The sequence below is a fragment of the Brachybacterium sp. B718/18 genome (genome assembly GCF_055454375.1).
The window spans coordinates 132,409-152,750 of sequence record NZ_JBVDDO010000006.1 but is presented as its reverse complement, the minus strand read 5'-3'; the positions used below and the strand labels follow the sequence as shown (position 1 = coordinate 152,750).

General features: G+C 73.5%; 17 protein-coding genes. 3 read left to right on the top strand and 14 right to left on the bottom strand.

Annotated features, from left to right (window positions below; all coding sequences use genetic code 11):
* Nucleotides 1-77: 77 nt before the first annotated feature.
* The 6 genes from ACZCAH_RS11125 to ACZCAH_RS11100 form a co-directional block, all read right to left on the bottom strand.
* Nucleotides 78-932 (bottom strand): carbohydrate ABC transporter permease, encoded by an 855-nt coding sequence (locus ACZCAH_RS11125; RefSeq protein ID WP_464341140.1) that lies wholly within the window; start codon nt 930-932, stop codon nt 78-80.
* Nucleotides 929-2,083: a carbohydrate ABC transporter permease gene (locus ACZCAH_RS11120; RefSeq protein WP_464341139.1), complete on the bottom strand. Its 1,155-nt coding sequence runs from the start codon at nt 2,081-2,083 to the stop codon at nt 929-931. Before ACZCAH_RS11120 ends, ACZCAH_RS11125 begins: the two co-directional genes overlap by 4 nt.
* The gene (locus ACZCAH_RS11115) at nt 2,080-3,426 is read right to left on the bottom strand and encodes an ABC transporter substrate-binding protein (protein WP_464341138.1); all 1,347 of its coding nucleotides are present in this window, start codon (nt 3,424-3,426) and stop codon (nt 2,080-2,082) included. Before ACZCAH_RS11115 ends, ACZCAH_RS11120 begins: the two co-directional genes overlap by 4 nt.
* Nucleotides 3,427-3,675: 249 nt before the next feature.
* Nucleotides 3,676-6,384 carry a type I DNA topoisomerase gene (gene topA / locus ACZCAH_RS11110; RefSeq protein WP_464341137.1) on the bottom strand — a complete coding sequence of 903 codons (2,709 nt, stop codon included), beginning with the start codon at nt 6,382-6,384 and terminating at the stop codon, nt 3,676-3,678.
* 121 nt (nt 6,385-6,505) lie between these two features.
* Nucleotides 6,506-7,480 (bottom strand): phosphatase PAP2 family protein, encoded by a 975-nt coding sequence (locus ACZCAH_RS11105; protein WP_464341136.1) that lies wholly within the window; start codon nt 7,478-7,480, stop codon nt 6,506-6,508.
* Nucleotides 7,477-9,141, bottom strand: a complete 1,665-nt coding sequence (locus ACZCAH_RS11100; protein ID WP_464341135.1) for a DUF7059 domain-containing protein — start codon at nt 9,139-9,141, stop codon at nt 7,477-7,479. Before ACZCAH_RS11100 ends, ACZCAH_RS11105 begins: the two co-directional genes overlap by 4 nt.
* A gap of 76 nt (nt 9,142-9,217) precedes the next feature.
* Between ACZCAH_RS11100 and ACZCAH_RS11095 the strand changes: the two genes are divergently transcribed.
* Nucleotides 9,218-11,707 carry a DEAD/DEAH box helicase gene (locus ACZCAH_RS11095; RefSeq protein WP_464341134.1) on the top strand — a complete coding sequence of 830 codons (2,490 nt, stop codon included), beginning with the start codon at nt 9,218-9,220 and terminating at the stop codon, nt 11,705-11,707.
* Nucleotides 11,708-11,745: 38 nt separating this feature from the next.
* Here the strand turns inward: ACZCAH_RS11095 and ACZCAH_RS11090 are convergent, their stop codons facing one another.
* The 7 genes from ACZCAH_RS11090 to ACZCAH_RS11060 form a co-directional block, all read right to left on the bottom strand.
* Nucleotides 11,746-12,093 (bottom strand): Rv3654c family TadE-like protein, encoded by a 348-nt coding sequence (locus tag ACZCAH_RS11090; protein WP_329748840.1) that lies wholly within the window; start codon nt 12,091-12,093, stop codon nt 11,746-11,748.
* A complete protein-coding gene (locus ACZCAH_RS11085; RefSeq protein ID WP_464341133.1) occupies nt 12,090-12,485 on the bottom strand; it encodes a TadE family type IV pilus minor pilin in 396 nt (131 codons plus the stop codon). Before ACZCAH_RS11085 ends, ACZCAH_RS11090 begins: the two co-directional genes overlap by 4 nt.
* Nucleotides 12,485-12,685, bottom strand: coding sequence for a DUF4244 domain-containing protein (locus ACZCAH_RS11080; protein ID WP_329746436.1), 201 nt, complete (start codon nt 12,683-12,685; stop codon nt 12,485-12,487). The genes ACZCAH_RS11085 and ACZCAH_RS11080 overlap by 1 nt, the downstream gene beginning before the upstream one ends.
* Before the next feature lie 156 nt (nt 12,686-12,841).
* On the bottom strand, nt 12,842-13,993 hold the full coding sequence (locus ACZCAH_RS11075; protein ID WP_464341132.1) for a type II secretion system F family protein: 1,152 nt from the start codon (nt 13,991-13,993) through the stop codon (nt 12,842-12,844).
* Complete coding sequence (locus tag ACZCAH_RS11070) at nt 13,990-15,273, bottom strand: TadA family conjugal transfer-associated ATPase (protein ID WP_464341131.1); 1,284 nt, start codon at nt 15,271-15,273, stop codon at nt 13,990-13,992. Before ACZCAH_RS11070 ends, ACZCAH_RS11075 begins: the two co-directional genes overlap by 4 nt.
* Nucleotides 15,270-16,421: a CpaE-like family protein gene (locus tag ACZCAH_RS11065; protein WP_464341130.1), complete on the bottom strand. Its 1,152-nt coding sequence runs from the start codon at nt 16,419-16,421 to the stop codon at nt 15,270-15,272. The genes ACZCAH_RS11070 and ACZCAH_RS11065 overlap by 4 nt, the downstream gene beginning before the upstream one ends.
* Nucleotides 16,422-16,787: 366 nt before the next feature.
* On the bottom strand, nt 16,788-17,597 hold the full coding sequence (locus tag ACZCAH_RS11060) for an exodeoxyribonuclease III (RefSeq protein ID WP_464341129.1): 810 nt from the start codon (nt 17,595-17,597) through the stop codon (nt 16,788-16,790).
* 66 nt (nt 17,598-17,663) lie between these two features.
* Here ACZCAH_RS11060 and ACZCAH_RS11055 point away from each other — a divergent pair, with 66 nt between their 5' ends.
* Nucleotides 17,664-18,509 (top strand): SDR family NAD(P)-dependent oxidoreductase, encoded by an 846-nt coding sequence (locus tag ACZCAH_RS11055; RefSeq protein ID WP_464341128.1) that lies wholly within the window; start codon nt 17,664-17,666, stop codon nt 18,507-18,509.
* 61 nt (nt 18,510-18,570) lie between these two features.
* Complete coding sequence (locus ACZCAH_RS11050) at nt 18,571-19,176, top strand: orotate phosphoribosyltransferase (RefSeq protein ID WP_464341127.1); 606 nt, start codon at nt 18,571-18,573, stop codon at nt 19,174-19,176.
* 49 nt (nt 19,177-19,225) lie between these two features.
* On the opposite strand, the gene ypfJ is transcribed toward ACZCAH_RS11050, so the two are convergent.
* Nucleotides 19,226-20,155, bottom strand: a complete 930-nt coding sequence (ypfJ, locus tag ACZCAH_RS11045) for a KPN_02809 family neutral zinc metallopeptidase (RefSeq protein WP_464341126.1) — start codon at nt 20,153-20,155, stop codon at nt 19,226-19,228.
* Nucleotides 20,156-20,342: the final 187 nt, after the last annotated feature.

The window sequence follows — 20,342 nt, the reverse complement described above, 5'->3', positions numbered from 1 at the left end:
GTCCAATCTACCGAGCGTCCCCGACACCCGGGGGTGTCGAGGGCGCTCGGTGGACGACGGATGCCGGAGGAGGGGGATCAGCCCTTCACGGCGCCGGAGGTCATGCCGCGCACCAGGAAGCGCTGCAGGGAGAAGAACACAATCATCGGGATCACCATGGAGAGGAAGGCGCCCGCGGTGAGCAGCTCCGCTCCCTGGCCCTGGGTGCCCAGCATCTGCTGCAGGTCGACGATCACGGTGCGGTTCTCGCCGCCGCCGATGAACAGCCGCGCGATGAGCAGGTCGTTCCACACCCACAGGAACTGCAGCGTCGCGAAGGCCGCTATCGCCGGGGAGGACATCGGCGCGACCAGCTTCCAGAAGGTCTGGAAGTGGCTCGCCCCGTCGATCTTCGCGCTCTCCACGACGGAGCCCGGAAGGGTCGCCATGTAGTTGCGCAGGGTATAGACGGCCAGGGGCATGCCGAAGCCGGTGTGCAGCAGCCACACCGCCACGAACTGGCCGTTGATGCCCAGCCCGCGCGGCCCCAGCAGGTCCAGCATCGGCTGGAAGGCCACCTGGATCGGGACCACCATCAGGGCCACGATGACGATGAACAGCACGTCCTTGCCGCGGAACTCCATGAAGGTGAAGGCGTAGGCCGCGAAGGCCGCGAACATGATCGGCAGCACCGTGGCCGGCACCGCGACCACCACGGAGTTGACGAGCGAGGTGCCCATCGAGCCGTTGCCGAGCAGCTGCGCGTAGTTGTCGAACGTCCAGCCGCCGGTGGTGAGCGAGGTCCACCAGCCCGTCGACGCCGCCGCCTCGCGGGTGCGCAGGCTCGTCACCAGCAGACCGAGGGTCGGGACGGTCCACAGGATCACCAGCAGGGGCATGACGATCATCGCGAGCGGCGACCGCTTGCGCCCGTCCTTCATCGTGCCGCTCATCGTCCCGCCTCCTGTGCTCGGAAGGCACGCACCTGGTACACCAGGATCGGCAGCACCAGGATCAGCAGCACCACCACGACCGCCGAGGCCTGCCCGGCCTGCTGGTCCGTGAACAGCTTGCGGAAGAACAGGTTGGCGATCACGTCGGTGTCGTACAGGCCGTTGGTGGTCACGTAGATGACGTCGAAGACCTTCAGCACCAGGATCAGCACGGTGATGAACACGGCCACGAGCGTCACCCGCACCTGCGGGAAGATGATCTGCCAGAAGATCCGGATCTCGCTCGCGCCGTCCATCCGGCCCGCCTCGATCGTGTCCTCCGGGACGGCCTTGATGGCCGAGCTCAGCAGCACCATCGCGAACCCCGTCTGCAGCCAGATCAGGATCACCATCAGCATCAGCGAGTTCAGGCGCCCCGTCTCGATCTGGTACCAGGGCTGGGGGTCTCCGCCGAGGCCGACGACGATCGCGTTGAGCAGACCGGTCTGCGCGGTGCTCGGATCGCTGTAGGCGTAGACCAGGCCCCAGATGGTCGCGGCGCCGACGAAGCTGATCGCCATCGGCAGGAAGATCAGCGACTTGGTGGTCTGCTCGCCGACGGGGGAGAGCTTATCGGCCAGGACCGCGACGCCGAGCCCGAAGGCGACCGTCACGATCGGCACCACGAGGATCCACAGCAGGTTGTTCAGCAGCGCCGACCAGAAGGCGCCGCTGGAGAAGATCGCCTGGTAGTTCGCGAGCCGGACCCACTGCGTGGAGTCGTCGTTCGCGAAGGAGTACACGACGGTCTGCACCGTCGGGTACAGGAGCATCAGCGTGATCAGCGCGAAGCCCGGCAGCAGGAAGGCGTAGGGGATCACTCCCTCGGCGAAGCGGGACGGGAGCCCTTCCACGCACATGTTGAGGAAGCGGAAGAAGAGCATCGAGCCGCCGATGCCCACGACGAGGCCGAGCAGCCCGATGAGGATCGAGGAGCTCGCGAACCACTGCGGGTAGTAGGCGAAGGCGAGGAAGATGTTGCACACCAGCCAGGCGGTGAGCACCATGCCGACGGCGCCGACGACGAGGCGCAGGGGCCGGGCGGGGGACCCGCCGCGCTCCCGGCCGACGGGCTCCGTCGGAGCCGGTGCGGTGACGGCCGCGGTGCTCACGCCGGCCACCCCGCCTCGATCTCGTCGCACACCTGCTGGGCGGTCTTCGACCCGCGCAGCCACTCGACCATCCCGGTCCAGAAGGAACCGCCGCCGACGGCCGCGGGCATCACGTCGGAGCCGTCGTAGCGGAACACCTTGGCGGTCCCGGCGATCTCCGCGACCCGGCGCGTGGTCTCGTCGGCGTACTGCGAGGCGTCGAAAGTGGTGTGCGGGCTGAGCCAGCCCCCGGCCTGGGCCCACGGGCCGCCGAACTCGGGGGAGGTGAGGAAGCGCATCAGCGCGACCGAGTCGTCGTCCAGGGAGAACAGGGCCGCGAGGTCGCCGCCGCCGAGGATCGGCTGGCCCTCGAAGCCACCCTCCCAGGGCGGCATCGCGAACACGCCCACCTGGTTGTCCATGTCCGTGAGCACCGCCTCGGGGAAGAAGCCGGTGACGAAGTTGCCCTGCCGCACGAGCATCGCCCGCGCCGGGTCCTCGAACAGCGGCAGCGGTGCCTCCGAGAAGGGGGTGTTGAGGATGGTCTCGCGCCCGCCGAGGACGTTGCCCTCGCCGAGCAGCAGCTCGCCGACCAGGTCGAAGACCTCGACCACCTCGGGGGAGTTGAAGGGGATGCGGTGGTAGATCCAGTCGTCGTAGATGTCCGGGCCGTGGACGCGGAGCATGAACTCCTCGATCCAGTCCGTGCCCACCCAGCCGGTCGCCTGCTCGGCGCCCCAGGCGTCGGACCAGGGGGCGATGCCGGTGGCCTTGATGTCGTCGGCGATGTCGTACAGCTCCTGCATCGTCGCGGGCTCCTCCGACCAGCCGCCCGCCTGGTAGGCCGGCTTCGGGTACCAGATCAGCGACTTGCAGGCCATGCGCATCGGCGCCCCGTAGACCCGACCCTGCAGGCGGGCGGAGTCCAGGAAGCCCGGCACGAGCGTGCCCTCGAGGGCGTCGTAGTCGAGGTAGACGTCGATCGGCACCACGGCGCCAGCGGCCGCCTGGTCGAACAGCCCGCCGGGCTGGGGGAACAGGGCGATGTCCGGGGCGTCTCCCGCCCCGACCCGCTGCCGGATGGTGTTCGAGAAGTCGCTGTCCGGGGTGTACTGCACGGTGATTCCGCTCGAGGAGGTGAACTCCTCGAGAGAGGCCTCGAAGGCCTCCTGCTCCTGGCCGCCGAAGGCGCCGAGGACGGTGACGGTGCCGTCGCCGGGGACGTCCCCGTCGGTGTAGCGGTCGACGGTGCCGAGGGCTCCGCCGCCGCTGTCGGGATTCTGCAGGCAACCGGCCAGGCCGACGGTCGCGGCGGTCGCCGCGGCTCCGGCCAGGGCGGCGCGCCGGGTCAGGGATCGAGCCATGATCACTCCTTCGTGACGCAGGGGAAATGCTCCGTCGCCTCCGACCGTCGCCGCAGGTCGACCGATGGGTCACACCCTAGTCCCGCGGCCGCGCACCCGGCGGGCACCGCGGCCGGGTCGTGACGGTCGTGCGCGTTCCTGCCCGTCGTGCACCCTCCGTGCGCAGCGACGTGCAGAACGGGGCCCGGACCCGACGGTCCGGACCCCGTCCGGTGGTGCTGAGGGTGATGCGCGGGAACGCCGGCCCGCTCAGCTCTTCGCGGTCGTCGACTTCTTCCGCGTCGTCGTGGTGCGGCGCGCGGCGGGCTTCTTCGCGGGGCCCTTGGCGCGCTTCTCGGCGAGCTTCTCGATCGCGACCTGCTCGGTGATCTCCTCGACCCTCTCGCTGGCCCGCAGCGACACGTTCGTGGTGCCGTCGGTGATGTACGGGCCGAAGCGGCCGTCCTTGATGACGATCGGCTTCTCGGAGGTGGGGTCCGTGCCGAGCTCCTTGAGCGGCGGCTTCGCGGCGGCGCGGCCGCGGGTCTTCGGCTGCGCGTAGATCTTCTCCGCCTCCTCGAGGGTGACCGTGAAGATCTGCTCCTCGGACTCGAGCGAGCGGGAGTCGGTGCCCTTCTTCAAGTACGGGCCGTAGCGACCGTTCTGGGCGGTGATCTCGGTGCCGTCGGCGGCGGTGCCCACCACGCGGGGCAGGCTCAGCAGCGCGAGAGCCTGCTCGAGCGTGATCGAGGAGAGGTCCTGGGAGGACAGCAGCGAGCCGGTGCGGGGCTTCGGCTGCTTCGACTTCGGGACCTTCTTGCCGCCGGTCTCCTCCGGCTCGGGCAGCACCTCGGTGACATAGGGGCCGTAGCGGCCGTCCTTGGCGATGATCTCGTGGCCGGTCGCGGGGTCGGTGCCGAGCACGCGGCCGTCGTCCTTCGCACGCTCGAGCAGCTCCTGCGCGGCCTGCACGGTCAGCTCGTCGGGCGCGATCTCGTCGGAGACGTTGGCGCGCTGCGGGTCGGCGCCCTCGATCACCTCGCCCTGCTCGTCGCGGGCGGCCCGCTCCACGTAGGCGCCGTAGCGGCCCACGCGCAGGGTGATGCCCTCGCCGATCTCGATGCTGTTGATCGCCCGGGCGTCGATCTCGCCCAGGTCGTCGACCATCGGCTTCAGACCGATCGGGGTCTCCTCCCCGTCGGAGAGGTAGAAGTCCTTGAGGTAGCGGGAGCGGTCGAGATCGCCGCGCGCCATGCGGTCGAGCTGCTGCTCCATCTGCGCGGTGAAGTCGTAGTCGACGTAGGTCTCGAAGTGCTCCTCGAGCAGGCGCACCACCGCGAAGGCCGTCCAGGAGGGGACCAGGGCGGTGCCGCGGCGCAGCACGTACCCGCGGTCCTGAACGGTCGCGACGGTCGAGGCGTAGGTCGAGGGCCGGCCGATGCCGCGCTCCTCGAGGGCCCGCACCAGCGAGGCCTCGGTGTAGCGGGGCGGCGGGGTGGTGGTGTGCCCGTCGGGGGTCAGCTCGCGGGTGACCAGCTGCTGGCCCTCCTGCATCTGCGGCAGACGCTTGTCGCCGCCCTCCTCCTCCTGGCCGTAGCGGGAGGCGTCGCGGCCCTCCTCGTAGGCGGCGAGGAAGCCGCGGAAGGTGATCACGGTGCCTGCGGCGCGGAAGGTCGCGGTGCGGCCCTCCTGTGCGAGGGTCAGCTCGACGGTCGAGGTGGTGCCCTTCGCGTCGGCCATCTGCGAGGCGACGGTGCGCTTCCAGATCAGCTCGTAGAGGCGGAACTCGTCGCCGGAGAGCTGCCCGGCGACCTCGGCCGGGGTGCGGAAGCGGTCGCCCGCGGGGCGGATCGCCTCGTGCGCCTCCTGCGCCGACTGCGACTTGTTCTGGTAGAGCCGGGGCTTGTCGGGCACGTACTGGGCGCCGTACAGCTCGGCGGCCTGCGCGCGGGAGGCGGAGATCGCCTCGCGCGAGAGGGTCACCGAGTCGGTACGCATGTAGGTGATGTAGCCGTTCTCGTACAGCGCCTGCGCGACCCGCATCGCCTGGCGCGCGCCGAGGCGCAGCTTGCGGCTGGCCTCCTGCTGCAGCGAGGAGGTGGTGAAGGGAGCGGCGGGCCGACGGGTGTAGGGCTTGGACTCGAGGGCCGTGACCTCCGCGGGGGCGCCGGACAGCGCCGTGACCAGGGCGCCGGCCGACTCCTCGGTGAGCACCGTCGCGGACTTCGAGCGGGGCTTCAGCTCGCCCGTGTCCGCGAAGTCGCTGCCGGTCGCGACGCGGGAACCGTCGACGGTGGCGATCTTCGCGGAGAACTGCTCGTCGCCCTCGGCCTGCGGGCCGAACACGCCCGTCACGTCCCAGTAGTCGGAGGCCACGAAGGCCATCCGCTCTCGCTCCCGCTCGACCACGAGGCGGGTCGCGACGGACTGCACGCGTCCCGCGGAGAGCGAGGGCTTGATCTTGCGCCACAGCACCGGGGACAGCTCGAAGCCGACCAGGCGGTCGATGATGCGGCGGGTCTCCTGCGCATCGACCAGGTGGGAGTCGATCTCGCGGGTGTTCTCGAGCGCGCCGAGGATGGCGTCCTTGGTGATCTCGTGGAACACCATCCGCTTGACCGGCAGGCCCTTCTTGGGCTTGAGCGTCTCGAGCAGGTGCCAGGCGATCGCCTCCCCCTCGCGGTCCTCATCGGTGGCGAGGTAGAGGGTGTCGGCGTCCTTGAGGGCCTTCTTGAGGTCGGCGACGGTCTTCTTCTTGTCGGGGCTGACTATGTAGTACGGGTCGAAGTCGCCCGCGACGTCGACGCCGAACTTCCCGTACGGCCCCTTCTTCATCTCGGCGGGGAGATCGCGGGGCACGGGGATGTCGCGGATGTGGCCCACCGAGGCGAGGACCGTGTAGTCCTCCCCGAGGTAGCGGCCGATCGTCCGGGCCTTCGCCGGGGACTCGACGATCACGAGATGCCGTCCGCCAGTCACGGTGCGCAGTCCTTCCCCGCCGCGATGTCGCGGCGCATGATCCCGGGCAGGGTGCCCAGGTCAGAGAGTATTCGGGGCGCTGGGGGCGCTCACCGAGAGTTCACGGTACACGGTCGCCCGCTCAGGCCCGGTGTGAGATCGGCGTGCGCAGCAGCAGCACGAGCGCCATCCAGATCGCCGTGCCACCGGCGATCAGCAGGGCCGTCGCGGTGAAGGCGGTGGACTGCTGGGCGGCGTCCTGGAGGTCGAGCGGCAGACCGAGGGAGCCGAGGTCCAGGGCGCCGTGGGCGAGCCCGGCGAGGCCGAGGCCGCCGAGCAGCACGCCGATCAGCATGTCGATGGCCCGGGTGCGCTGCAGAGCGGAGGAGGTCGCGGCGCGGCGTCGCCCGCGCCCGGGGGCGGCGGGCCGGCGGGCGAGGCGCCGACGGGCGAGCAGCCCGTCCACGGCCAGCGCGAGGAAGGTCCAGGCGGCCACGACCACGATCGCCCCGACGACGTCGGAGGGACGGTGCCACCCCTCGACGAGGGTGCCGATCCCCGCGGCGGCGGTCCAGGCGGCGCCGAGCGGTGCGAGGACCACCCGGGCCCCGCCGCTCGCGAGGACCACGGCCACGAGGGCGGTCGCAGCGAGAGTGGTGTGCCCCGAGGGGAAGGAGTTCGGGGTGATCTCGATGCCGGGGCCGAGGGCCTCGCGCGTGATCACCAGGTGCTTCAGCACCTGGGTGGTGACGTTCGCGCCGAGCACGACGAGGCCGATCGGCAGCAGCAGGTCGCCGCGTCGGCGCAGCAGCACCAGCACGGCCGCGATCGCGAGCAGGGCGATGACGGCCGGGGCGCTCACGGAGAGGATCGCGATCTGCGCATACTCGGCGAGGCGACCCTCGTGGGCCTGCGCCCCGGAGAGGATCAGCTGATCCATCCGCTGCCCGCTCGCGGTGCCGACGGCGGCCCGGGCCAGCACCCAGACCGCCGCCGCGGAGGCGAGCGCCATGAGCAGCGAGAGCACGGCCCGCACGGGCGGGGCGAGGCGCGGCGGGGCCTGCTCGGCGGAGCCGGCGTCGACGGGGCTCGTCGGGGAGGTGGGGCTCGTGGTCACAGGGTCACCATCCGGGAGATCAGGAGGTCGCGGACGAGAGGGAGGATCCGGGAGCTCTCGGCGTCGGCGTCGGAGTCGGTCAGGGCGCACACCGCCCCGAGGACCTGACCGAGAGTGAGCGTGCCGTCGAGGGCCCCGACGGTCCCGGCGAGGATCTGGTCGGCCGGGACCACGCGCCCGAGGCCCGCACCCTGCACCAGCTCGATCAGCAGCGGATCCCACGCGCCGGGCGTGAGGTGGCGCCGCTCGACCACGTCGGCGGCCCGGACGGGACGGCTCGCCAGGAGGGCGTCGTCGTCGAGGTCCTCGAGCTCGCTGAGCATCCGCAGGCCCGCGGCGAGGTGCTCGCCGAGGGTGCCGCTGCCGCTGCCCACCTGGTGCTCGGTGCGCAGGACGCCCGGGCGCCGGGGCTCGTCGGAGGTGGGGCCCGCGGCCGGGGCGGACCCGGTGCCCGCGGCGTGGGTGGACCCGATGCCCGCGGCGGTCCCCGGATCCCCGGGGCGGCGCAGCAGGAGGTAACCGAAGCCGATCGCAGCGGTGTCGCGGGAGGCGAAGTCCCCGAGCCAGTCGCCGACGAGCGCGGACCAGGCCGGGTCCCGGTCGGTGATCCCGCCGTCGCGTGCCCAGGTCTCCGCGTACTGCGCCGGATCCTCCTGCTCGCGCTGGATCACCCAGGCGTCCACCCCGTCGGTCCGGGCGGGCTCGAGCCAGGAGCGGGGATGGGTGTCCCAGTCGGCACCGGCGGGGATCTCCCAGTTGCCGAGCAGCACGGCACGGCCGCCGGGGGAGAGATGCGCGGGCAGCGCGGCGAGCAGCTCGGCGAGCAGGGTGTCGCCCGCGCGGCCGCCGTCGCGGTATGTCCACCCGCCCGTGCTGCCGGCGGTGCGGTCCTCCGGCACCGGCTCCTGCCGGGGCGTGATCACGAAGGGGGGATTGGAGACGATGAGGTCGAAGCGCTCGCCGGCGACGGGTTCGAGCAGCGAGCCGTGGCGCAGGTCGAGCTCGATCTGGTTGAGGGCGGCGTTGAAGGCCGCCATGGCGAGCGCGCGGTCGGACAGATCGGTAGCGACCACGTGCTCGGCGTGCCGGGAGGCGTGGAGCGCTTGGATGCCGCCGCCGCAACCGAGGTCCAGGACCCGGGAGACGCGCTCGCGCGGGGTGATCCGGGCGAGGGTGAGCGAGGCGCCGCCCACCCCGAGGACGTGCTCGGGGCGAAGGGGGCGCCCGGTCGCGAGCTCGGACGGGTCCGAGGCGATCCACCAGGAGATCTCGCCGAGGTCGTCCTGGGCGGCGTAGGGGGCGAGGTCGATGAGGGCGCGCAGCGGCGGAAGCGCGGATCCGGGGCGGCCCGGGTCGAGGTCGGCGACCCCCAGGATCCCGAGCTCCTCCGCGCCGGAAGCGCCGAGCGAGGGGAGGGCCGCGTCGACCTCCGCGCGGGACGCCGTACCGCCCAGGGTCAGCAGGGAGAACAGCAGCGCCGCCGGGTCCGACGAGCCGGCCAGCGCCCGACGCGCGGGCAGCGGGTTCTCGCGGCGCAGCGCCGCCACGGCGACCTCGCCGAGCAGCTCCTCGGTCCGGGTCACGGTGTAGTCGGCGGCGCGGAGGTCCGCGCGCAGGGCGCTGATCAGCGCGGGCTGGACCTGGGGGACGTCGGTGGGCATGGATACGATTGTGCCCCAGCCGTGAGGGGAGCTCGCGGTGACGATGTGGGGACCGCGCGCAGGGAATGAGGAGTCGATGAGGGCAGGCAGAGCGGCCGACCTCCTCACCGATCTCACGGGACCCCTGACCCGCCGCAGCTGCCTCACGCACGTGGAGGTCCGTCCCGAGCGGGAGGGCCGACGCGGCGCCTTCCCGAGCTGGACCGATCCGCGCCTGCTCGCGCACCTCGCCGAGCGAGGGATCACGGCGCCCTGGATCCACCAGGAGGAGGCCGCGGAGCTGGCGCACAGGGGACAGGACGTGGTGCTCGCGACGGCGACCGCCTCGGGCAAGTCCCTCGCCTACCTGCTGCCGGTGCTCACGGCGGTGGGGGCGCGCGAGCTGGACGTGACGGCGCGGCGCGCGACCGCCCTGTACCTCTCGCCCACCAAGGCCCTCGCCGCCGACCAGCTGACGAACATCACCGCGCTCGCCGACGGGGCAGGGCTGCGCGATGCGCGCGTCGCGGTGTACGACGGGGACACGCCGACGGAGCAGCGGCGCTGGGTGCGGCGCCACGCCACCGTCGTGCTCACCAATCCCGACATGCTGCACTTCGGGATCCTCCCGGGGCACGAGCAGTGGGCGAGCTTCTTCCGGGCCCTGCGCTACGTGGTGATCGACGAGTGCCACACCTATCGGGGCGTGTTCGGCAGCCACGTGGCGATGGTGATGCGGCGGCTGCGGCGGATCGCGGAGCACTACCGCGCCGAGCCCACGTTCGTGCTCGCCTCCGCGACGACCGCGAACCCCGAGCTGTCTGCCTCGCGCCTGATCGGCCGGGAGGTGCAGGCGGTCACCGAGGACGGGTCCCCGCGCGCGGGACTCACGATCGGGCTGTGGGAGCCCGGGACCCGCGCCCGGGTGGACGGACGCGGCCCCGGCGCGACGGCGGACGGTACTGCGACGGACGGTGCAGTGGGGACTCGGGCCGCGGCGGACGGCGCGGAGCTGCTCGACGCCGAGCTCGAGCAGTCGGGGGAGCACGCCGACGGCCGCGACGGCGGACTCGAGGCGCCCCTGCGCCGCTCGGCGACGAGCGAGGCGGCCGCCCTGCTCGCGGATCTGGTCGAGCGGGATGTGCAGACGCTCGTCTTCGCCCGCTCGCGGCGCGGGGCGGAGCTCGTCGCCTCGGGCTCGCGTCGGCTGCTGGACCAGAAAGCGGAGCACACGCTCGCGCCGGCGCTCGCCGACCGTGCCCGCCGCATCGCGGCCTATCGCGGCGGGTACCTGGCGCGCGAGCGCCGCGCCCTCGAGGACTCCCTGCGCTCGGGCGAGCTGCGGGCTCTCGCCTCGACCAATGCCCTCGAGCTGGGGATCGACATCGCGGGCCTCGATGCGGTGGTGGTCGCGGGATGGCCGGGGACCCGGGCCTCCCTGTGGCAGCAGTTCGGTCGCGCGGGTCGACGGCAGGACGGGGACGGGGGCGCCCTCGCCCTGTTCGTCGCGCGGGAGGACCCGCTGGACACCTATGTCGTCCACCATCCCGAGACGGTGTTCCAGGCCCCCGTGGAGGCAGCGGTCTTCGACCCCGCGAACCCCTATGTCATGACCCCGCACCTGTGCGCGGCGGCCAGCGAGCTGGCGATCCGCGACGGCGAGGAGGACATCTTCGGGCCGACGGCGCGGGAGCTGCTGGACACCCTCGCCGGCCGCGGGGTGCTGCGGCGCCGTCCGCACGGCTGGTACTGGACGATGACGGAGTCGGCGCACGACCTGACCGACCTGCGGGGAAGCGGCGGGGAGCCGGTGCGGATCGTGGAGGAGGCGAGCGGTGCGCTGCTGGGCACGGTCGACGCGGCGAGCGCCCACAGCCAGGTCCATGACGACGCGGTCTACCTCCATCAGGGCACCAGCTTCGTGGTGAATCACCTCGACGTCGAGCGGGCCGTCGCCTTCGTGCACCGGGAGGATCCGCTGCACTCGACGCATCCGCAGTCGACCTCGTCCATACGTATCCGGCAGATCGACCGGGAGGTGCCGTGGGCGGGCGGGGTGCAGCTCTGCTTCGGTACCGTGGACGTGACCGACCAGGTCACGGGGTACCAGGTGCGGGACGTGTACACGCAGGTCGTGCTCGGCCAGCACCCGCTGGACCTGCCGCCGCGCACGCTCACCACGAAGGCGGTGTGGTGGGTGGTGCCGCGGACCACGACGGACGCCGCCGACATCCCCGGCGAGGAGCTGCCCGGGGCGCTGCACGCCGCCGAGCATGCGGCGATCTCGATGCTGCCGCTGCTGGCCACGTGCGACCGTTGGGACATCGGCGGGGTCTCCACGGCGCAGCACGAGGACACCGGCGAGCCGACGATCTTCGTGTACGACGGCGCGCCCGGCGGCGCGGGCTTCGCCGAACGCGGGGCCGACGACGCCGCTGCCTGGGTGCGGGCGACCGCGGACATGATCGGCGAGTGCGGCTGCGAGTCGGGCTGCCCGGCCTGCGTGGTCTCGCCCAAGTGCGGCAATGGCAACGAGCCGCTCTCGAAGGCGCAGGCTGAGGTGCTGCTCGGGCTGCTGCATCCCTGAGGCGTCGCGGACCGTCCGGGGCGCCGGGCGGCCCGCCGTCACGGACGGGTCACCGTCTGCTGATCGCGGGGGTCGGGACCGGCCCGGGCCCGCGCGGTCCGCTCGGGCAGCGGTGCGGCGGTGACCTCGACAGTCACCAGCACATCCCACTCGCGCAGCTCGCAGGCGGTGAGGCGGGCGTCGTTGCGGGAGGCGACCTCGGCGGCGACGCCGCAGGGGTCGCCGTGGGCGACGGCGAGGGCGTCGGCCCCGGCGAGGGCGGCGAGGTCCGCAGCGGTCGCAGCACGGGCCTGGGCGAGGGTCCCGCCGCCCAGCAGCGACAGCCCCGCGATCAGCAGTGTGCTCGCCCCGGTCCAGGCCAGCACCCCGGCGGCCCCGGTGCTCATGGTCCGGCCCCCTCGATCAGGTGCGGCTCGCGGCGGGCCTCGGCGTCGGCGCTGATCTCCCAGGCGGCGCCCGCGAGTGGACCGGAGCCGGCGCGCAGGGTGCGGCGCACCTCGACCCGCACCCAGGCGCCCTCGCCGCTGATCGACACGACCGCGCCGGGCCCGCCGATGCGCTCGGCGGTCGCGATCGCGGCGGCGGGGTCCTCGCCGCGGGCGAGCTCGCGGGCGGCACCCCGGGCCGCGCTCTCGAGTCGCACCTGGGCGCCGAGGCCGAGGCCGACGAGCAGCAGCACGAGCACCATCATCACCACCACCGGGAGCACGATCGCGGTCTCGGCGGTGGCGGAGCCCCGGTCGTCCCGCAGCGGGGACGACCGGGGACGCCGAGGCATCACGACCCCTTGGACAGGGCCGAGGTGATGATGCCGAAGAGGATCTCGCGGACCTCTCCGGAGGCCAGCAGGGCGACCAGCACCGCGGCGAAACCGCAGGCCGCGAGCACTGTGATGGCGTACTCGGCGGTCGAGGCGCCGGTCTCGTCGCGCAGCGCGCGGGAGAGGCCCCGGCGCATCCTTGTGAGGGTGAGGGACATGTCGTGCTCCTTCGGGTCGTGGACGGGCGAGGCCGTCCGGGACCGGTCGACGGGAGTCGACCGGATGGGGCGGTGCGAGCCGCCCCCGCCGGGAGTCCCCGGCGAGTCCAGGAGGGTCCGGAGGACCGGTGGGGAGGACGCGGAGGGAGGGCGCGCTCATGGCGTCGCCCCGGCCGCCCCGAGCTGGAGGGTGCCGCCCAGCAGGGAGATGACGGTGGGGATGATGCCGAGCGCGACGAAGGCGGGGAGGAGCGCTATGCCGGTGGGCAGCACCAGGCGCACCGCGAGCTGGGCGGCACGCACCTCGGCGTCCCGTGCCTTCCCGCGGCGGGCGTCGAGTGCGGCCGAGCGCAGCACTCGGGCGAGGTCCGCCCCGGAGGTCTCGGCGAGCACCGCGGAGCGGCCCAGCGTCGCGAACCGTTCGGGGAGGTCGGCGACGGCGAGGGCGGCCGGGACGCCGCCGCGCAGGGCCGTGCCGAGGCGGGCGAGACCGCGGGCGTCCGGGCCGTCGGGCAGCGAGCCCGCCACGGCGGTGACGGCGTGGGCGAGGGGAGAGCCCGCCTCGAGCACCCCGGCGATCAGCTCGAGCGCCACCGAGGGATCGACCTCGTCGTCCGTCGGCGGATCGGCGCGGTCCAGCAGGCGGCGCATCCACCACCAGCCGAGGCCCGTGAGGGCGAGTCCGGTCGCGCCGAGGAGGTTCCCGGCGGCGGAGTCGAGCAGCAGCCTCAGCGGGTCCCCGCCGAGCAGCATGCCCAGGCCGAGTCCGGCCAGAGGCAGCACCAGCAGGATCCGGGCGGTCGAGCGGGGCCCGGCGAACGCGGAGCGGCGGGCGAGGGCCGCGTCGTGGAGGTCGCGCTGCGCCTCGGCGAGGCCCTGCAGCATCCCGGCGGTCGGGGCACCGGTCAGCTCGCACACCGCGAGCGCGGCGCCGAGGCTGCCGATCCGCGCGCTCCGGGCCAGCGCCCCGGTGGCGGCCCGCCGGGGATCCGCCCCCGCCGCCCCGGCCCGCGCGACCTCGGCGAGGTCGCCCGCCGGGAGGGTGCGGGCGAGTGCGGCCCAGGCCTGGCGGAGCCCTGCCCCGGAGGCGATCACGGTCGCCAGCTGTTCGATCATCCGCGCCGTCTCGAGGGGGCCGGAGGCGGAACGGCGGATCCGGGTCCGCGGTCCGGGCTCTCCGGTCCTGTCCCGTGCAGGGGCCGGCGCCCAGAGGACGACGAGTCCGAGGACGAGGGGCAGGAGCAGCAGCGCTGTGCTCGGCGCATCGACTCGGGGCAGCCCCAGCGGGAGGAGGGTGTCGAGGTTCATGCCGCTCGCCGCCCCGGGGTCGAGAGCGTCAGGGACCGCTCGGAGCGCGCGGCCGGAGGCTCCGCGGGGCATTCGCGCCGCGGGGCCTCGGCGGCGGGGCGCAGCCGTTCGGCGAGGTGCCCGGCGGCCGGGCCTTCGAGGAGGCGTCCGTCGACGGGGCGCAGCGCGGTGCTCGCGCGGAGCAGGCCGTCCTCGCCGCGGTCCAGGACCGCGATCTCCTCGAGCACGCGGCGGCCGTGGTGCCGTCCGAGCTGGATGACGACCTCCAGGGCGCTCGCGACCTGGGCCGCGAGGGCTCCGCGGTCGAGCCCGCCGAGGGCGCCGAGGGCCTCGAGCCGGGCGGGGACGTCCGCGGCGGTGTTCGCGTGGACCGTGCCGCAGCCGCCTTCATGCCCCGTGTTGAGCGCCTGCAGCAGCTCGCGGATCTCGGCGCCGCGGCACTCGCCGAGCACCAGCCGGTCAGGGCGCATGCGCAGGCTCTGCCGCACGAGCGCGGTGAGGTCCACGGCACCGGCACCCTCGGAGTTGGCGTGCCGGGACTGCAGGTGCACGACGTGCGGATGGTCCACCGCGAGCTCGAGGACATCCTCGACGACGACGATCCGTTCGGTCTCCGGGACCGAGGCGAGCATCGCCGCCAGCAGGGTCGACTTCCCGGTGCCCGTCCCGCCGGTGACCAGGAAGGGGACCCGGGCGGCCACGATCGCGCGCAGCACCTCCGCCGTCTCGGGGCCGAAGGCGCCGCGGGCCTGCAGCGCCGCGAGGTCCAGATGCTCCCTCGCCGGCAGTCGCAGGGACAGGATCGCCCCGCCCGGGGAGAGCGGAGGCAGCACGGCATGGAAGCGGATGCCGCTCGGGAGGTGGGCGTCCGCCCAGGGCATGGCGTCGTCGAGACGTCGCCCGCCGCTGGTCGCCAGGCGCACGGCGAGGTCGCGCGCGTCCTCGGGCGACAGACGGACCCCGCTGCGGTGCAGGCCCGTGCCGTCGTCGGCCCAGACCGATCCGTCGTCATTGACCAGCAGGTCGGTGACGCCCGGGGCGATCAGCGCCTGGAGCGGCCCGAGCCCGTCGACGTGGTCCCGCACCCGAGCGGTCAGCTCGAGGGTCGCGGCCGCGCCCAGCACGTGGCCCTGCTCCCGGAGCATGGCCGCGATCCGGGCGACGTCCACGGGGCCCGGCCGGCGCACGAGATCCGCGCGGACCCGATGCAGCAGCTCCGCGAGACCGGCGGGATCCGCACCGGTGCCCGCGGCGGGGAGCGGGGTCGCCGCGGTGCTCATCGCCGTGCCTCCTCGCGCAGCCGCGACACCAGCTCGCGGGCGGTACGGTCGGCGCCGCCCCGTCGCACATCGAGGAGCGGCACATCACCCCGCGCCCCGTCCCGGAAGGCGCCGAGGAGTGGCAGGCCGAGGTCCGCGGCGACCTCGCGGGCGCTCGGACCACGCTCCCGACGCACGACCGCGCCGGCCCGTCCCGGGGCCGGGGCCCAGACCCGCAGCCGCCGTTCCGCAGCCCGGACCGCGCCCTCCCGCCCCGGCACGACGAGCACGAGGTGGTCCAGGAGATCCAGGGCGGGCCGGACCAGCGACGGCGCGAGGTCCACGACGACGGTCCCCGCGAGCGGGGCGAGGGAGGAGAGCGCCCGGCGCAGGGCCTCCGCGCCGAGACCCCCGTCCTCCCCGGCCACGAGCAGATGGACGTCGTCCACGAGCGGCAGACCCGTGCGCAGGGCCTCGCCGTCATCCGGTCCCAGCCGCGCCGCCTCCTGCCAGGTGATGCCGCGGATCTGGGGAGCCTCGACGAGCAGGTCCAGACCGCCGCCGAGAGGGTCCGCATCGATCAGCACCACCGGGCCGTCGGCACGTGCCGCGGCGGCCAGTCGCGCGGCGAGGCTCGAGGCCCCCGCGCCGCCGCAGCCCCCGGCGACCCCGAGGAGGAGGGCGGAGCCGCGGGGCCGGGAGAGCTCGGCGAGATGGGCGAGCAGCGACTCCGAGTCCCGCGGGAGCCGCAGCACGGCCCGCGCCTGTTCCGCGAGGGCGACCCTCCAGACCTCCGGCGCGATCTCCTCGTCCTCGGTGAGGACGAGCAGGGGTGGGGCATCCCGCGCGAGCGGGGATCCGAGGGCGACGCCGGCCTCCGTGACCACCGCGCAGGCGGCGCCCACACCGGCGGCGCCCCCGCTCGCGGCGTCGGCGTCGACGAGCGCCAGACCCACGGCGGCGGCATGGTCCGCCAGCTGTTCGCGGAGGCTCTCCGAGCGGCCCCTCCAGAGCACCGCGGAGCCTCGCGGCGGCGGGCCGGCGACCCGCGGCAGCGGGAGCTCCGGGAATCGGGAGCGCCGACGTCGCGAGCCGCCGTCCCCGAGGGGATCGAGCTCGGTCGGCACAGGGCGCAGATCCGTAACGTCGGCGAGAGAAGTTCTGGTCATGCCGCCATCGTGGCGACACGGAGGCGACCTGCGCGCCCCCATCGGCCCCGCGGTGGATAACCCGCACCTGGGGAGGAACGGTCAGATGCTCACCCCCGTTGCACACCCCGGAACCCGGGTGTACTGTGATCTGCACAACGACGAATACCGGCATCGGAACCCACGTTCGACTGGTCCCCGCAATGGACCGGCTGTGAGGCGTCGACAGCGCCACCGCAGCCACACCCCGTGAACGCCTGATCCCGATGCAGACGGCTCGTCAGGAGCGGCGCCACGATGATGGTGACGCCGCTCCGCCATGTCCGGGCCCGTGATGTCCGGGCCCGTGCAGGGAGCGGATGCGCCCCCCGCCTCCCCCGGCTCTTCTCAGATCTCCAGGTCCACCACGACCGGCGCGTGGTCCGAGGCGCCCTTGCCCTTGCGCTCCTCGCGGTCGATGAAGGTGCCCGTCACGGCCTGCTGCACGGCGGGGGAGCCGAGCACGAAGTCGATGCGCATGCCCTCCTTCTTCGGGAAGCGCAGCGCCTGGTAGTCCCAGTAGGTGTAGACGCCGGGGCCGGGGTGCTCGGGCCGGACCACATCGGCGAAGCCCTCGTCCACGACGGCGCGGAAGGCGGCCCGCTCCGGTTCGGTGACATGGGTCTTGCCCTCGAAGAAGCCCATGTCCCACACGTCGTCGTCCTGCGGGGCGACGTTGAAGTCACCGACCAGCACGGCCCGCGCCGCGGAGTCCGCCGCGAGCTCGCGGGCGCCCTCCGCGCGCAGCGCCTCCAGCCAGCGCAGCTTGTAGCCGTAATGGGGGTGGTCCAGCTCGCGACCGTTGGGGACGTACAACGACCAGATCCGCAGGTCGGCGCCCTGTGCGCCGACGGTGCCGCCGAGCGCCCGCGCCTCCACGACACCGGTTCCGTCCTCGGGCCAGGTGGGCACGGCCGGCAGCTCGGTCTGCACGTCCCGCAGGCCGACGCGCGAGATCAGCGCGACGCCGTTCCATTGGTTCAGGCCGTGGGCGGCGACCTCGTAGCCGGCCGCCTCGAGCGCGGCGAGGTCGAGCTGGGCGGGCTTTGCCTTGATCTCCTGGAGGGCCAGGACGTCCACCTGGTGGCGGTCCAGGAAGGCGAGGACGCGGTCCATCCGGGCCCGCAGGGAGTTGATGTTCCAGGTCGCGATGCGCATGATGTCGATCCTACGGGGGAGCGCAGTCGCCAGCGGGAGGAGTCGAGCGCTCGTAGACTCTCCCTCATGGCGCGCGCTCTCGTCACCGGATCCACCTCGGGCCTCGGCCTCGAGTTCGCCTGGCAGCTCGCGGGCACCGGGCACCACCTCGTGCTGGTCGCCCGGGACGACAGCAGGCTGCGCACGATCGCCGAGCAGATCCGGGACGTGCATCCCGTGCAGGTCGAGGTGATCGCGGCGGACCTCGCCGACCGCGAGGAGCTCGACCGCGTCGCGATCCGGCTCACCGATCCCGTGGAGCGCATCGACCTGCTCGTCAACAACGCCGGGTACGGACTGAGGGGCGGCTTCCTCGAGATCGGCGTCGAGGACCACGAGCGGCAGATGGACACCCTCATGCGCGCGGTGCTGGTGCTCTCCCATGCCGCCGCCCGAAGCATGGTCCAGCGGCGCAAGGGCGCGATCATCAACGTCAGCTCGCTCGCCGGCTACACCGCCGCCGGACCCTACGCGGCCTCGAAGGGCTGGGTCACGGTGTTCACCGAGTCCCTCGCCATGGAGCTCAAGGGCACGGGCGTGACCGCGACCGCGCTCCTGCCCGGTTTCGTGCAGACCGAGCTGCACGAGGGCGCCTCCCGCCGCCGGGACGGACTACCCCGCGTCACCTGGCTGCGGGCCCCGTTCGTCGTCGAGCACGCCCTCAAGGACGCCGCGAAGGGCGTGGTGCTGTCCATCCCGTCGGTCGGCTATCGCACCGCCGGCGAGGTCTCCCGGGTCGCTCCCCGTTCGGTGATGCGAGCGCTGTCCTCCCCGTCCTGGTACGCCCGGATCACGGCGCGGGCCGTGGACCGCTCCCGCAAGCGGGCCTCCCGCCGGAACCTCCATGCGCACTGGCAGCGCGACGAGGACTGATCCTGCCCGGGTGCCCCGGATGCGTCCGGGTCGGGAGGGGCCGGTCCATTACGCTGACCGCATGTCCGAGACCAGCGCCTCCGCCCGTCCGACCATCGATCCCGCTCTCGTCGCTGACCGCGAGCGCCTGCGCGAGCTGATCCGCGACCTCGCCGTCGTGCGCGGGAAGGTCACGCTCTCCTCGGGCGTCGAGGCGGACCACTACGTCGACCTGCGGCGCATCACCCTCCACCACGAGGCCTCGCCGCTCGTCGGCCGGGTCATACTGGACCTGCTGCGGCGCGAGGGCCTGGTGCCCGGGGTCGAGGCCGTCGGCGGGCTGACCCTCGGCGCGGACCCGGTCGCGACCTCGATCCTGCACGCCTCCGCCGCCGACACGGACTCGCCCGCGCTCGACGCCTTCGTGGTGCGCAAGGCGCAGAAGTCCCACGGCCTGCAGCGCCGCATCGAGGGCCCCGAGGTCTCGGGCCGACGCGTGGTCGCCGTCGAGGACACCTCCACCACCGGCGGCAGCGTGCTGACCGCGTGCGAGGCGCTCACGGAGGCGGGGGCGGAGATCGCGGCGGTCGCCGTGATCGTGCACCGCGCCGATGCCTCCCGCGAGGCCGTCGAGGAGGCCGGATACCGCTACCTCGCCGCGTACGACATCTCCGAGCTCGAGATCTGAGCCTCCCGCGCGGGCGGGGCAGAGCGGCGAGCAGGTCGCGTCGTCGCGATCAGACCTCGTCGACCGCGAAGGTGTCGCAGGCCTGGACGGTGCCCTCGGAGTAGCCGACGGTGAACCAGCGCTGGCGCTGCTCGGAGGAGCCGTGGGTCCAGGACTCGGGGTTGACCTGGCCGCCGGCGACGTCGCCCTGGATGTGGTCGTCACCCACGGCGCTCGCGGCGGACAGCGCCGAGGCGATGTCCTCGTCGGTGAGCGGGGCGAGCATCGGCTGTCCCTGGTCGTCGGTCGTGGCCGAGGCGTGGTGGGCCCACACCCCCGCGTAGCAGTCGGCCTGCAGCTCGAGCCGCACGGCGTCGGACTGCGGGCCGGTGCCGCTGCGGTCCGCGGCCTGCATCGCCCCGGAGAGGAACTGGACGTGGTGCCCGTACTCGTGCGCGACCACGTACATCTTCGCGAGCTGTCCGCCGTCGGCTCCGAAGCGGGACGTGAGGGAGTCGAAGAAGTCGACGTCCACATAGATCGTGGAGTCGGCGGGGCAGTAGAACGGGCCGACGTCGGCCGTCGCCGCGCCGCATCCGGTCTGCACCGACTGCGAGAAGACGATGCCCTGCGGCTCGACGAACTCCCAGCCCGCCTCGGGCGCGAGCTGCGCCCACAGCGAGTCGCCGGACTCGATCGTGGCCTGGACGAGGCACTCGTCGTCGGCATTCGCATCGGCCCCGCTGGTGCACTGCTCGAGCACCCCGCCCTGGCCGCTCTGCCCCTGGGAGGTGCCGCCGCCCGCGACGAGGTCCATCACCTGGCCGGGGGAGAGGATCCCGGTCATCATCAGCACGAGCAGCACCACGAGGATCACGCAGCCGCCGGCGCCGCCGATCTTCAGCCCGCCGCCGCCGGGCCGGAAGCCGCCGCCGGTGCCGCCCCCGCCGGAGCGCGCCACGTTGTCCGATCGGATCTCGGCGTTGGGATTGAAGCTCATGCGCACAGGGTAAGCCCAGGAACTCCTGCGCCAGGGCGGAAAGATCCAGGTGATCCGGGGGTGCTGTGAGGCGGTCGCGGGGACGATCCGTGAACATGCTGGGGAGCTTCCCCCGCGGTGAGGAATCGCCGGGGCGCGGATCCCTAGGATGGAGGGGCCGGTCCCCGGCGCCCCGACCCCGCCGACC